The organism is Arthrobacter sp. UYP6, assembly GCF_040547315.1.
Taxonomy (GTDB): Bacteria; Actinomycetota; Actinomycetes; order Actinomycetales; family Micrococcaceae; genus Arthrobacter_B.
This window is the reverse complement of the sequence record NZ_JBEPPM010000001.1, coordinates 274750-287848: the sequence shown is the minus strand read 5'-3', so window position 1 is coordinate 287848 and position 13099 is coordinate 274750. Positions and strand designations below refer to the sequence as shown.

Below are 13099 nucleotides of genomic sequence, written 5' to 3'. Positions count from 1 at the left end.
CCCGGCTCCGTCCCTCCGGAGCGCACACATACCGGGCATCCGGTGGACCGCATGAAAAAGGCGCTGCGCAGTGCCGTGACGGAACCGGCCTTTGGCATCCATCCCGGCCTGGTCCCCGGTATCAGCGTTGAGGACACGGGCACCAGTTTCCCCACCCGGCGCAGCGTGTTCGTTTTTGCCCTGGCGATCTCCCTCGCAGTCCTGGCCTGGGCGATTATTGCGCCGGGCAACCTCAACCTGGTGGGCACCGCCATGCAGGGCTGGGTGGTCACGCACTTCGGCTGGCTGTTCAACGTCACAGTGGTTGCCGCGGTGGTGTTCATGCTTGTCGCAGGCTTCGGGCCGACCGGAAAGATCCGGCTGGGCGCCGACGACAGCACGCCGGAGTTCTCCACCACCTCGTGGATTTCCATGCTGTTCGCCGCCGGCCTGGGGATCGGCCTGATCTTTTACGGACCGCTCGAGCCGTTGAGCCATTTCCTGTCTCCGCCGCCCTCAACCGACGCAGAGGCCGGCACTACGGAGGCCCTTTTGCCGGCAATGACAGACTCCTTCCTGCATCAGGCAACGTTCTCCTGGTGCATCTACGCACTGGTGGGCGGGGCCCTGGCGTATGCCTCGCACCGGCGCGGCCGGCTGCCGCTGATCTCGTCACTGTTCGAGCCGGTCTTTCCGGACGGCAACCACCGGGTGCTCGGCAAGGTCATCGATATTTTTGCCGTGTTGGTGACCTTGTTCGGCACTGCGACGTCGCTGGGCATCGGCGCGCTCCAGATCCGCACCGGAGTTTCCATCATCACGGGCCGGGAGCTTGGCAACGGGTTCGTGGTCGTGGCCATCAGTATCCTGACCGTTGTCTTTACCTTTTCCGCCGTGGCAGGCATCAAAAAGGGCATTCGGTTGCTCTCCAACGTCAACATGGGCCTGGTGATCCTGCTGGCTGCCTTTGCCCTGCTGGCCGGACCCACCTTCTTCCTGCTGGATCTGCTGCCCGCCTCGCTCATTGCCTTTGTGGGCAACCTTCCGGACATGCTCACGGTGTTTGCGAACCAGGGGCCTGTGCAGGAGGAGTACCTGACGGAGTGGACCACCCTGTACTGGGCCTGGTGGATCTCCTGGTCTCCGTTCGTGGGCATGTTCATTGCCAAGATTTCCAAGGGGCGCACCCTGCGGCAGTTCGTGACCGTTGTGGTTTTTGTTCCGTCGGCCATTTCCATCGCCTGGTTTGCGGTCTTTGGCGGCAATGCGATGTGGATGAACCTCAACGGAATGGATCTGACGGTGGAAGGCTCCGGCGAAAATGTCATGTTCGACGTGCTGGGGAACCTTCCCTTCAGCGCCGTGACCTCGGTCATTGCCCTGATCGCGATCCTGGTCTTTTTTGTCACCGCTGCTGACTCGGCTGCAAACGTGATGGGGTCGATGTCCCAGTCGGGCCGGCCCGTACCCTCGAAGTCGGTGACCATCATCTGGTCCGCGGCGCTGGGGCTGATCGCCATGTTCCTGCTGCTGGCCGGCGGCCGCAACGCCCTGTCCGGACTGCAGTCGATCATGGTCACGTGCGCCCTGCCGTTCACGATCATCCTGATCGGTGTGATGGTCTCCTGGGCCAGGGACCTGCACAATGACCCCCTCATGATCCGCCGCCGGTACGCTCTGCAGGCAATCAGGGGCGGGGTTCGCCGCGGCATTGGCGAACACGGCGACGACTTCGTGTTCGGCACGGCCCGCGTACCGGAGTCCGAAGGCGCCGGCGCGGGCTTTCCGAGTGACGATCCGACCCTCATCGAGTGGTACACGGACAGCGCGCCGACGAACGGGGACGAGCAGGGGCCGGACCCGTCGGAGAAGCCGAAGCCCGACCTCCCCGACTAGCGTGCCGCTGCACTTACCGGATGCTGGCCCGCGGTGCCCCCATGCCCGGATCGATCTGGAAGGGCCCGGCTGCGGACGGGCGAACGTCAAAGTCGAAAATCGACGTTGGAAGGTAGACGGTGGAGCAGGAGTTGGGAATGTCCACGACGCCGGAAAGCCGTCCCTCGATCGGAGCTGCGCCCAGCAGCAGGTAAGCCTGCTCCGGGCTGTAGCCGAACTTGGTCAGGTAGTCGATCGCGTGCAGGCACGCCCGCTGGTAGGACAGGTGAGAGTCGAGGTAGCGCTGCTCGCCGTCGAGCGTCACCGAAGTGCCGGAGAAGGCAATCCACTCGCTGAACTGCGGCTCCACGTTTCCGGGCATGAAAATCGCATTCTCATGGACCCCGTAGGTGTCCATTCCCCCTTTGATGATGTCCACCCGCAGGTCAATAAAACCGCCCATCTCAATGGCGCCGCAGAAGGTGATTTCGCCGTCGCCCTGGGAGAAGTGCAGGTCACCGACGGAGAGATTGGCGCCGTCCACGAACACCGGATAGAAAATCCGGCTGCCCTTGGAGAGGTTCTTGATGTCCTGGTTGCCGCCGTTCTCCCGCGGCGGCGCGGTGCGGGCGGCTTCGGCGCCCACACGTCCCCACTGGTCGCGGGGCAGGCCGCCAAGAACCGCGTGCTCGGCTTCCGGCGGCAATGCCAGCGGCGGAACCCGGTGCGGGTCGGTGGCGATCAGGTCGCCCTCGCGCTTGTTCCACTTTGCCAGCAGGGCGGCCGACGGCGCGGTCCCCATCAGTCCCGGATGGATCAGCCCGGTGAAGGAGACGGCGGGTACGTGTCGGGACGTCGCCGTCTGACCGGTGAAATCCCAAATGGCCTTGTAGGCGTCGGGAAACTGCTCAGTGAGGAAGCCGCCGCCGTTCTCGCGGGCGAAGATGCCGGTGTAGCCCCAGCCCTGGCCGGCCAGCGGGCCTTTGTCCTCCTGCGGAATGGGCCCGACGTCGAGGATGTCCACCACCAGAAGGTCCCCGGGGCGAGCACCTTCCACGGCAAACGGGCCGCTGAGCTTGTGCACCGTGAGCAGCGGTGCGTTGAGAATGTCCTCGGCTGAATCATCATTGACGATGGCGCCGTCGAACCACTCGCGGCAGTCAACCCGAAACGACTCTCCGGGCTTCAGCACCGCCACCGGCGGAATCTCGGGGTGCCACCGGTTGTGTCCCAGCTTTTCCTGGTCTTCAAACTTCTTTGCCGAGTCGAGTGGAAAGACGGCCTTGGGCATGACTTCTCCTTGTGCGGACGGAAGAATCTGGCGAATCAATCGGGGCGGGGTAACTTTCGATGCAGCGGATTGGTGGTGATGTTGGCGGGCCCGGAGCCGGCTCCGGCCCCGGGGGAACGCACGACGGCGGGCTCCGCGGCCGAGCGCTGGGTGCTTTCAATCAGTCGGTAGGCGCTGCTGGACGCCCGGGAAAGATTGGGGACGGTGAAGCGGCGGGCCGAAACCTTGCCGCAGCCGGGACAGGTGAGCGAATCGGGCGCCTGGCCCATCGGCCGCTGGACGTCAAAGTCCGCGCAGTCCGGGCAACGATATGAATAGAGCGGCATGATTCCCCCTTGGCGCGCTTTCGAATGTTCGGAAATGCGGCGGAAACGCGGCGCGTCCCGGCTTGCCCGCCAGCCTAGGGATGCCATGGCCGCGAGTCAACGTTCCGGCCGGTAGACAAGCACCCTTTACGTCAAGGGTGCTTGTCCGTACCGTTTCCTCAACTGTTGTTTCCACCGATAGCAAAGGCTGTCCAATGAAGGTGACGAATGCCCGGAGTGCATGGGGACGTGCACGCTTTGGCGGCGGTACGGTTGCCTTATTGGGTGCAGCACTGGCGATCGGCGTCCTCCTCTCCGCCGGCCTGGTACTTGCCGGCGTGGTGGGTTTCGCCATGTTGGATTTCGCGGCACGCTATTTCCGGCTGAAAAAAGCGGCCGCCTGATGGAGAATGCGTTGCCGCAGCGCCGCCGGGAGATCGGCTGGTCGCAGCAACGGTTGGCTGATGAACTCGGGGTTTCACGGCAGACCGTCATCTCCATCGAAAAAGGCCGATATGACCCCTCGCTGCCGCTTGCTTTCAGGTTTGCGGACGTCTTTCACTGCCGCATTGAGGATTTGTTTACACCCGAGGCATAAGTGCCCGTTAGCTGCCGGTGGCACCTTGCCGGGTGCGGGAGGCATGTGCCAGTTTGCAGGCGACGGCGATGCACGCCGTGAGTGCCACGGTGGAGAGCAGCTGCGTCCTGGCGGCGGTGTCGAAGCAGGCCAGTACGAGGATGGCTGCCAGAAGAGCGATTCCGAACAGTGTCAGATAGGGGAAGGCATTCATCTTCAGTTTGAACGTCTGTCCGGTCCGGTCGGCCCTTCGGCGCAGGACGAACTGGGACAGCAGGACCGAAGCCCAGACCAGGAGGATCGTCGACCCGACCAGGTTCAGCAGGGTCGGAAGGACCTGGTCCGGGAAGAAGAGCTCCAGCACGGTGGAGATAACCCCCACGGCCACAGACATCACAACGGCAAGGACAGGTGCTTTGGCTTTGTTCAGACGCAGCAGGGCCTTGGGCGCGTCACCGCGTTCGGCGAGTGAGTAACTCATCCGGGAGGCACCGTAGAGATTGGCGTTGAGCGCCGAGAGCAGGGCAATCGCGGCCACGAGGACGATGGCCGTCTCCGCCCCTGGAATCTGGGCGGTGGCGAGGACTGCGGCGAAGGGGGAGTCGAGTGCTTCGGAATCCCAGGGGACCACAGTGACAATAACGGCCAGCGAACCGATATAAAACACAAGAATCCGCCACACCACGGTTTTAATGGCTTTGCCCACGCTGCGGACGGGGTCGGCAGTCTCCGCTGCGGCGACGCTCACGATTTCCGTTCCGCCGAAGGCGAAGACCACCACGAGGAGGGCCGATGCTATGCCCGTCAGCCCGGCCGGTGCGAAACCACCGTTGCCCGCCAGGTTGCTGAGTCCGGGGGAAGAAACGTTGGGCAGCCAGCCGAAGATCAGGGCAGCGCCAATCAGCAGGAACGCGATAATGGCTGCGACCTTGAGGATCGCAAACCAGAATTCGAACTCGCCGTAGTTTTTCACTCCTGCCACGTTGATGAGTGAGAAGACGGCAATGAAGGCCAGCGCCATGAGCCAGACGGGCAGGCTGGGGAAGACTGACGCCAGCAGACCGGCTGCACCGATGGCCTCGGCGGCAATCACCACAACAAGCTGGAACCACCACAGCCAGCCGACAGCTGATCCTGCCGTTTTTCCAAAGGCTTTCTCCGTGTAAACAGAAAAAGCACCCGAGCTGGGGTTGGCTGCAGCCAGTTCCCCGAGTGCCTGCATCACGATGATGACGAGGGCACCCGCCACGAGATAGGAAATCAATACCGCGGGTCCGGCTGCCTGAACACCAACCCCGGAGCCGAGGAACAGCCCGGCACCGATGGCACTGCCCAGTCCCATCATGGTCAGTTGGCGGGAATTCATGGATCTTCCCAGACCGGGCCGCGTCTCGCGGAGTGCGGTACCGGGTTTCGAATCAGCAGTCATCATGCAGATGCCTCACAAGCGTCAGGAAGCGAATGTGCTCCGCCTCGAAAATGATGGAAATGACAGCAGCACACCCTTCACGGGAGGAATGTGCGGCTCTGGCAGTCCCGGGGTGACGCTAATCACAAATAAGGCAACGAGCAACTTTGCTGGGAAAAGCTATGCACTTTGTATATGTGTGATGCCGATCACGGGGATCGCATCTGGCACTTTGTTCGATGCTACCTGTGCAGCTTGTTTATGGCGCGGGCCTTACCTAGCCTCATCGGGAAGCGCGCTGGCGCTGCACTATCCCAAAGATCCGGCTCACGAGGAGACCCATGAATATTCCGCACCGTGCCGGGCTTGAGAACTTTCCGTCCTACCGCCAGGGGAAGACCCCCGCGGATGCTGATGGTCTGAAGGCTTTCAAGCTCTCCTCGAATGAGAACCCTTACCCGCCGCTGCCCTCAGTGGTGCAGGCTGTGACCCGTGCCCTGTCCAGCATCAATCTCTACCCGGAGATGGCCGCGGAGGAGCTCACGGATGCCATCGCATCTCGATGGGCGGTTACGCCGGAAAACATAGCCCTCGGCGCCGGATCTGTGGAAGTGGCCAGCCAGATCATCCACGCCGCGACTAATCCGGGGGACCTGGTGATGTTTGCCTGGCGGTCCTTCGAGGCTTATCCGCTTCTGGTCACCGCGGCAGGCGCCACCCCGCAGCCCATACCGCTGGCACCGGACGGCGGTCATGACCTGGCCGCAATGGCGGCCGCGGTCACGCCGAAGACCCGGGTGATCTTTGTCTGCAATCCGAATAACCCCACCGGTAACGTCCTCAGTGCAGCCGCCGTAGAATCCTTTATTCAGGCTGTTCCCTCCAATGTTGTGGTGGTGCTGGACGAGGCTTACGTCCACTTCAACTATGCCGAGGACACCGCCGTCGGCATCGATATGTTCCGCAAGTATCCCAACGTTGCCGTTTTGCACACGTTTTCCAAGGCCTACGGGCTCGCCGGGCTTCGCCTGGGCTATGCCATCGCCGCACCGGAACTGGTCACCGCACTCCGCAAGGTTGCTGTCCCGTTTGGTGTCACTGCGCTTGCCCAGCAAGCCGGGCTGGCCTCCCTGCAGGCCGAGGATGAGCTGGCGCAGCGGATTGAAACGCTTGTCTCCGAACGCGGGCGGGTGCACGCAGCCCTGTTGGCGGCGGGACTGCCCGTGCTGCCGTCGGAAGCGAATTTCCTCTGGCTCGAGAGTGGGGAGCGCACCGGCGCCCTGGCCGACCTGTTTGAACAAAACGCCCTGTCCATCCGCGCCTTTCCCGGCGAAGGCATCCGCATCAGCGTCGGTGATCCCGAAGCCAACGACCGAATTCTCGCTGTTGCCCGCCAGGCAACCGCCCTCCTGGCGCCCCTGCTCTGACCTTCCCCCCCAAGGACCTGACATGACAGAACACCCGAACGTATCCGACGTCGTTGCCGAGGTATGCGCGCAGCACACCAAGGTTCTCTTTGGACTGATGGGCAACGGCAACGCCTTTTTCACGTCCAACCTCACCGCCCGAGGCCTGCCGTACGTCAGCGCCCGGCATGAAGCCGGAACCGTGGCCATGGCCGACGCCTATTACCGGGCGTCGGGCAAAATTGCGGTGGCAACCGTGACCTACGGGGCAGGGTTCACCAACGCCCTGACGGCCCTCACCGAGGCCGCCAAAGCAAGGACCCCCATAGTGGTTGTTGTCGGGGAAGCCCCCACCTCCGGGCCCCGGCCGTGGGACATCGACCAACTGATGGTGGCCCGAGGGCTGGGGGTCCGGACGCTCACCGTCACAACGGCAAACGCTGCGCGCCTGACCGAAGAAGCCTTCGCCGCGGCAGCAGGTGAACGGTGTCCGGTCATCCTGTCGATTCCCTATGACCTCGCCAGCGAGACTGCGGGGCCGCAGGAACCGGCAGCGCAGAGCGAACCGGCTCCTCGGACGGCGCCGGACGCCGCCGTCGTCGAACGCCTTGGCGCACTGGTGAACCGAGCCCGGCGGCCCCTCATTCTGGCCGGCAACGGCGCCGTCATCTCCGGGGCGGAAAAAGCGATTGTGGAGCTGGGGGATAAAATCGGCGCCCTTTTTGCCACCTCCGTGATGGCCCGTAACTGCCTGGAAACTCCGTGGGACCTGGGCATCGCGGGAGGTTTTGCGCAGGACGGACCACTCCGGCTCATGCGGTCAGCTGACCTTGTAGTGGTGGTGGGGGCCAGCCTTAATGCCTTCCAGACGCGTTATGGCTCCCTTTTTGCCGACGATGCCGAGGTCATCCAGGTCGACGAGATGGAGGCAGCAACACACGAGGCGGTCACCAGGTATGTCCGGGCGGACGCCAGGGAACTGGTTTCGGCCCTCTCTGCAGCGGTGGCTGCCGTGGATGGCGGCTGGCGGACCAGCCATCCGGAAGTCGTGGCCGACGCGCTCATGCCGGATCAGCCGGCAGATGAACTGGCCGCTGACGGGCGGCTGAACCCCCGTGTGGTGGCGCAGCAGCTCGATTCCCTGTTGCCGGCCGAACGCACCATCGTTCAGGATGGCGGGCATTTTTGCGGCTGGATTCCCATGTACTGCCAGGCACCCGACCCGCAGGGGCTCATGATGGTGGGCACAGCCTTCCAATCGATCGGCCTGGGAATCCCTGCGGCAGTGGGGGCGGCAGTGGCCCGTCCGGACCGCATCACAGTACTGATTGCCGGTGACGGCGGCGCCCTGATGGCCCTTGCTGACCTTGAATCAGCTGTCCGCGCCATTTCGAGCGGTGTGATGGTGGTGTTTAACGATGCCGCTTACGGAGCTGAAATCCATCAGTACGCCGCGCGCGGCCTTGATGATACGGCGATGCAGATACCGGAGGTTGATTTCAGCGCCATTGGGCGGGCCATGGGGGCCCACGGAGTGAAAATGCGTTCACTCGCTGATCTGCAGATGCTGAAGGAATGGCTGGCTGCCGGCGCGGAAGGGCTCTTTGTGCTCGACGTGGCTGTTACCCAGAGCGAAGTCGCCGACTATATGAGGGAAAGCATGGCGCCCATTCTTGCTGCGATGTCCGCCGGCTAGATTGGCGGCGCCGGCATCAGCGCCCGAAACGTAAAGAAATTAGTATTCGCGTCAATAAAGTGATATGTGCACAGTTTGTGATTCCCAAATAATGGTATTACTCCGCATGAATTACATATGCTTGTATCTTATGCGCTAATGTTTTACGTTATGAATTCTGACCCTTCACGTCCAAGCCAAGGAACAGGCAGCACTGACAGGTCATCCGTTTCCGGTTCGCCGGAGCGCAGGCCCGCTGGGCGACCCGTTGAGCGTGTGAAAAAAGCGCTCCGACATGCCGCCTCGGAACCAACATTTGGCATTCACCCGGGGCTGGTGCCGGGCATCAGTGTTGAGGACACCGGGGTCAGCTTTCCGACCCGGCGCAGCGTCTTTGTCGTCGCTCTGGCTGTCTCACTCGCAGTCCTGGCATGGGCAACTTTTGCGCCGGAGAATCTCAATCTGGTGGGCACCACCATGCAGGGCTGGGTGGTGACCCACTTCGGCTGGTTGTTCAACGCAACTGTGGTTGCCACTGTGCTGTTCATGCTTGCCGTGGGTTTTGGACCGACCGGCAAGATCCGTCTTGGCGCCGATGACAGCACCCCGGAGTACTCCACCCTTTCGTGGATCTCCATGCTCTTTGCCGCCGGTCTGGGCATTGGCCTGATCTTCTATGGACCGATGGAACCGCTCAGCCACTTCCTGAGCCCGCCGCCCTCTACTGATGCCGAGGCCGGAACCTCCGACGCCATCCTGCCGGCCATGACGGACGCCTTCCTGCATCAGGCATCCGTTGCCTGGTGCATCTACGCTTTGGTGGGCGGAGCCCTGGCCTACGCCTCCTACCGGCGCGGCCGTCTGCCCTTGATTTCCTCGTTGTTTGAACCTGTCTTCCCGGACGGCAACAACCGGATCCTGGGTAAGGTTATCGACGTTTTTGCCGTATTGGTCACCCTGTTTGGCACCGCCACGTCGCTGGGTATTGGCGCGCTCCAGATCCGGACGGGCGTCTCGATTATCACGGGCCAGGAACTGGGCAACAGCTTTGTTGTTGTTGCCATCACGGTCCTGACGATTGTCTTCACCATCTCGGCGGTGGCCGGCATCAAAAAGGGCATTCGGCTGATGTCCAACGCCAACATGACCCTGGTCATTCTGCTGGCGGCCTTTGTCCTGCTGGCAGGACCGACGTTCTTCCTGCTCGATCTGCTGCCGGTCTCGCTCATTGCTTTTGCCGGCAACCTGCCGGACATGCTTACCGTCTTCGCCGGCCAGGGCGCTGAAGAAGAGGCGTACTTGACGGGCTGGACCACCCTCTACTGGGCCTGGTGGATCTCGTGGTCCCCGTTCGTGGGAATGTTCATCGCGAAAATCTCCAAGGGCAGGACGCTGCGCCAGTTTGTCACCGTGGTGGTCTTTGTCCCGTCGGCGATCTCCATCGTCTGGTTTACGGTCTTCGGCGGCAGCGCCATCTGGATGAACCAGAACGGCATGGATATGACGGTCGAGGGGGCCGGCGAGAACGTCATGTTTGATTTGCTGGGCAACCTTCCGTTCTCTACCGTGACGTGGGTTGTCTGCCTGGTGGCCATTCTGGTCTTCTTCGTCACCGCCGCCGACTCTGCCGCCAATGTCATGGGTTCCATGTCCCAGTCGGGACGACCGGTGCCGTCAAAGACCGTGACCATTGTCTGGGCTTCCGCGCTGGGGCTGATTTCCATGGCCCTGCTGCTGGCCGGGGGCCGCAACGCGCTCTCAGGCCTTCAATCGATCATGGTGACCTGTGCGCTGCCCTTCACCATCGTCCTGATCGGGATTATGGTCTCGTGGGGCAAGGATCTCCGCAACGACCCCTACATGATCCGGCGCAGGTATGCAGTGGAGGCCATCAACGGAGGGGTGCGCCGTGGTATCGACGAGCACGGTGACGATTTTGTGTTCGGTGCCGCCCATGTGCCGGAGGAAGAGGGTGCCGGCGCGGATTTCCAGAGTGACGACCCTGCGCTGACGGAGTGGTACACGGACGGTGTGCAGGATCCCCAGACGGAACAGCCGGAAAAAGCAAAGTCCGGCGCCTCCGACTAACCGGCAGATGACAGGGGCGGGGGATATCCCGCCCCTACCGATTGATTCGCGCTGGGATAGTCTGGGGAAACTTGTCGATCAGCCGGGGGAATCATATGTTTCATCAACGACGTAGCGCCTGATGAAAAATCATCTGGAACGCTTTTCCAGGATTGCCGAGATTTTGGCGCGCCATGGGCTGGGCTTTTTGGCCGGCTCGGTGGGGTTGGAACGCTGGCTCCCGAAGAATGCAGAAACGCCGGCGGATGAGAGCACCAACCCGGTGCGGCTCCGCCTCGCCTTGGAGGAACTTGGCCCGGCCTTCATCAAACTCGGCCAGCTGCTTTCCACCCGGTCCGATATTTTGCCCGAAGCCTATCTGGCAGAACTGTCCAAACTGCAGGATGCGGCGCCACCGGTGACTGCTGCCGTGATCCGTTCGTTAATTGAGCAGGAATTGGGTGAAGCGCCGGAGCGGATCTTCGCCTCGTTCGACGAAAACCCGTTGGCCTGCGCTTCCATTGGCCAGGCGCATGCCGCGACTTTGTTTGACGGCACCCTGGTGGTCGTCAAAGTGCGGCGCCCCGGCGTCGTCGCTCGCATCAATGAGGACCTGGAGATCCTGCAGAATCTGGCAGCCTATGCCAGCCGCCGCTGGGAAGCAGCGGCGAACTACAATCTGACGGGCATAGCCGCGGAATTCGCGAATACCCTGCGCTCTGAGCTTGATTATCTCCACGAGGGTCGCAACGCCGAACGCTTTGCTGCAAATTTCGCCGCGGTTCCGGAGATCTACATTCCAAAAATCTATTGGGCAACCACCACCTCCCGGGTGCTGACCATGGAATTGATTACAGGCATCAAAGTGGATCACATCGAAGCGCTGGACAGCGCCTCGATTGACAGAAGCCAGGTAGCGGAACGTGCGGCCCGTGCCGCAGCCAAAATGATTTTTGAAGATGGGTTCTTTCACGCTGATCCGCACCCGGGCAATCTGTTCATTCAGCCGGGCGGGCGCATCGCGCTCATTGATTTTGGGATGGTCGGGGAAATCAGTGAAGAACTCCGCGGCCAGCTGGGAACCCTGTTGTTTGCTTTCACCAGCAGCGATTCGAACAAAATCAGTTCCGCCCTGCGGATGATTTCCGTGACCAGCCCGGTGGTAAACCGCGGGGCGCTCCGGCAGGACGTCACCCGGTTTACCCAGCTGTACAAGGGTCGACGGCTGCGCGAAGTCGAGATCACCCCACTGATCACCCATATGCTGGCCATTCTGCGGAACCACCATCTCCAGCTTCCGCGGGAGATGGCACTGTTGCTTAAAATGGTTCTGATGACGGAGGGCATGGGTGTTCGGCTGGATCCTGAATTCAGCCTCGGGGAAGTGCTGCAACCGTATGCCAGACGCTTGGCGCAGGACAGGTTCAGTCCCCGCAACCTTGCCGAACGGCTGGGCAGAGCAGGTCTGGACGCGGCCGAACTGGGTGTGGCCCTGCCCGAAAAGCTGCTGAAGCTGATGGAGGACCTTGACGGCGGGGTTGAGGTCCACCTGCGCACGGCGGAACTGGATCCCCTGGTGGGACGCCTGGAGCGAATGGGGAACCGGCTCGTGGCGGGAATGATTACCGCGGCCTTTATTCGAGGCATAGGAGATTTGACGGCGGCCAATCGGGATCGGCTGCGCGCTTGGGAGAACCCACTGCTGGGCGTCGGCGTGGGTGCGGCAGGCTCATTAGCTGCGTATCTCGCTCTGACCGCCCGCCGGCAAAAGCGCCGGGACCTCCGGTAGTCCAGCCCGGCGTACTGGCTGGCCACTCCATGAGTGATACTGATCTGCTCAGTCAATTGCTGCGCTGCGTGTCGCGCGGAAGCTGGCGCCGACGTTCGACGCCGTGATCCAGGCTGTGAGCATCTGGGACTATCCGCCTGATTACACCGGCTTTGTGCCGCTGGGAAGCGACAACTTCGAAGAGATAACTCTGAAGCGGCTTGAGGCGGCAGTGGGTGCAGCCTTCGGCGCCGACGTTCCGGAGGGCTTGGAGAAGCTGGTGGTGTTTTCCCACCCTTCAAAGGGGCTGGTGAGAGTGTCCGAAGGTGCCGAGATGCTGGTGCTGGGGAGGCGGGGGCACGGGAGCTTTCGAGGGCTGTTGATGGGCTCGGTCAGCGGTGCCTGCGTGGCGCACGCAAAATGTCCGGTCCTGGTTATTGGAGCAAAAACCGCCGGGCAGGGCAACCAACAGGAGGAAGACACCTGAGGGGGCTGGGGCGTTGGCTGGCCGGTAGCACCGGGGCAACCAATCACACCGTCCGATCGGGGACCTGGACAAGACGCCAGTCACCAGCCGTAACGGATGGACACCTTTGCCTGACCGCCCCGATCCGGTGGCCGGCCGGCGGGTCCAGCTGTGCGGAGACGCCCACCTGTCCAACTTGGGACTGTTCGCTTCGCCGGAGCGGAACCTGATGTTCGGGCTCACTGTAGCGTACCGCCGCTAAAGAAGTTAATAACTTTTCAT

12 protein-coding genes are annotated in these 13099 nt (G+C 62.3%); 9 read left to right on the top strand and 3 right to left on the bottom strand.

Translation table 11 applies throughout. From position 1 onward, the window contains the following. Positions 1–51 precede the first annotated feature (51 nt). A complete protein-coding gene (locus tag ABIB35_RS01410; protein WP_354178244.1) occupies positions 52–1875 on the top strand; it encodes a BCCT family transporter in 1824 nt (607 codons plus the stop codon). Between the two features lie 13 nt (positions 1876–1888). Here the strand turns inward: ABIB35_RS01410 and fmdA are convergent, their stop codons facing one another. Both fmdA and ABIB35_RS01400 read right to left on the bottom strand, forming a co-directional pair. Further along, positions 1889–3145 carry a formamidase gene (gene fmdA / locus ABIB35_RS01405; RefSeq protein ID WP_354178242.1) on the bottom strand — a complete coding sequence of 419 codons (1257 nt, stop codon included), beginning with the start codon at positions 3143–3145 and terminating at the stop codon, positions 1889–1891. A 35-nt stretch (positions 3146–3180) separates the two neighbouring features. Further along, a complete protein-coding gene (locus tag ABIB35_RS01400; protein WP_354178241.1) occupies positions 3181–3471 on the bottom strand; it encodes an FmdB family zinc ribbon protein in 291 nt (96 codons plus the stop codon). Positions 3472–3665: 194 nt separating this feature from the next. Here ABIB35_RS01400 and ABIB35_RS01395 point away from each other — a divergent pair, with 194 nt between their 5' ends. Both ABIB35_RS01395 and ABIB35_RS01390 read left to right on the top strand, forming a co-directional pair. Continuing rightward, the gene (locus ABIB35_RS01395) at positions 3666–3854 is read left to right on the top strand and encodes a hypothetical protein (RefSeq protein WP_354178240.1); all 189 of its coding nucleotides are present in this window, start codon (positions 3666–3668) and stop codon (positions 3852–3854) included. Beyond that, positions 3854–4048 (top strand): helix-turn-helix transcriptional regulator, encoded by a 195-nt coding sequence (locus tag ABIB35_RS01390; RefSeq protein WP_354178238.1) that lies wholly within the window; start codon positions 3854–3856, stop codon positions 4046–4048. Before ABIB35_RS01395 ends, ABIB35_RS01390 begins: the two co-directional genes overlap by 1 nt. Positions 4049–4055: 7 nt before the next feature. Here ABIB35_RS01390 and ABIB35_RS01385 read toward each other — a convergent pair whose 3' ends face one another. Then, a complete protein-coding gene (locus ABIB35_RS01385) occupies positions 4056–5393 on the bottom strand; it encodes an amino acid permease (protein WP_354178236.1) in 1338 nt (445 codons plus the stop codon). Between the two features lie 383 nt (positions 5394–5776). Here ABIB35_RS01385 and hisC point away from each other — a divergent pair, with 383 nt between their 5' ends. The 6 genes from hisC to ABIB35_RS01355 all read left to right on the top strand — a co-directional run bounded on the left by hisC (position 5777) and on the right by ABIB35_RS01355 (position 13079). After that, positions 5777–6862, top strand: a complete 1086-nt coding sequence (gene hisC, locus ABIB35_RS01380) for a histidinol-phosphate transaminase (RefSeq protein ID WP_354178234.1) — start codon at positions 5777–5779, stop codon at positions 6860–6862. A gap of 22 nt (positions 6863–6884) precedes the next feature. Continuing rightward, positions 6885–8537 (top strand): thiamine pyrophosphate-binding protein, encoded by a 1653-nt coding sequence (locus tag ABIB35_RS01375; protein WP_354178232.1) that lies wholly within the window; start codon positions 6885–6887, stop codon positions 8535–8537. Between the two features lie 255 nt (positions 8538–8792). Continuing rightward, complete coding sequence (locus ABIB35_RS01370) at positions 8793–10604, top strand: BCCT family transporter (RefSeq protein ID WP_354178231.1); 1812 nt, start codon at positions 8793–8795, stop codon at positions 10602–10604. A 121-nt stretch (positions 10605–10725) separates the two neighbouring features. Then, complete coding sequence (locus ABIB35_RS01365) at positions 10726–12372, top strand: ABC1 kinase family protein (RefSeq protein ID WP_354178229.1); 1647 nt, start codon at positions 10726–10728, stop codon at positions 12370–12372. A gap of 55 nt (positions 12373–12427) precedes the next feature. Then, positions 12428–12838 carry a universal stress protein gene (locus ABIB35_RS01360; protein WP_354178382.1) on the top strand — a complete coding sequence of 137 codons (411 nt, stop codon included), beginning with the start codon at positions 12428–12430 and terminating at the stop codon, positions 12836–12838. Positions 12839–12965: 127 nt separating this feature from the next. Then, positions 12966–13079 (top strand): DUF2252 family protein, encoded by a 114-nt coding sequence (locus ABIB35_RS01355; RefSeq protein WP_354178380.1) that lies wholly within the window; start codon positions 12966–12968, stop codon positions 13077–13079. Positions 13080–13099 lie beyond the last annotated feature (20 nt).

Bases quoted from the DNA above. Each gene is read 5' to 3' on its own strand.
- ABIB35_RS01395 (WP_354178240.1), top strand. From the start codon at position 3,666: ATGAAGGTGACGAATGCCCGGAGTGCATGGGGACGTGCACGCTTTGGC.
- ABIB35_RS01365 (WP_354178229.1), top strand. From the start codon at position 10,726: ATGAAAAATCATCTGGAACGCTTTTCCAGGATTGCCGAGATTTTGGCG.
- ABIB35_RS01375 (WP_354178232.1), top strand. From the start codon at position 6,885: ATGACAGAACACCCGAACGTATCCGACGTCGTTGCCGAGGTATGCGCG.
- hisC (WP_354178234.1), top strand. From the start codon at position 5,777: ATGAATATTCCGCACCGTGCCGGGCTTGAGAACTTTCCGTCCTACCGC.
- ABIB35_RS01410 (WP_354178244.1), top strand. From the start codon at position 52: ATGAAAAAGGCGCTGCGCAGTGCCGTGACGGAACCGGCCTTTGGCATC.
- fmdA (WP_354178242.1), bottom strand. From the start codon at position 3,145: ATGCCCAAGGCCGTCTTTCCACTCGACTCGGCAAAGAAGTTTGAAGAC.
- ABIB35_RS01385 (WP_354178236.1), bottom strand. From the start codon at position 5,393: ATGAATTCCCGCCAACTGACCATGATGGGACTGGGCAGTGCCATCGGT.
- ABIB35_RS01400 (WP_354178241.1), bottom strand. From the start codon at position 3,471: ATGCCGCTCTATTCATATCGTTGCCCGGACTGCGCGGACTTTGACGTC.
- ABIB35_RS01390 (WP_354178238.1), top strand. From the start codon at position 3,854: ATGGAGAATGCGTTGCCGCAGCGCCGCCGGGAGATCGGCTGGTCGCAG.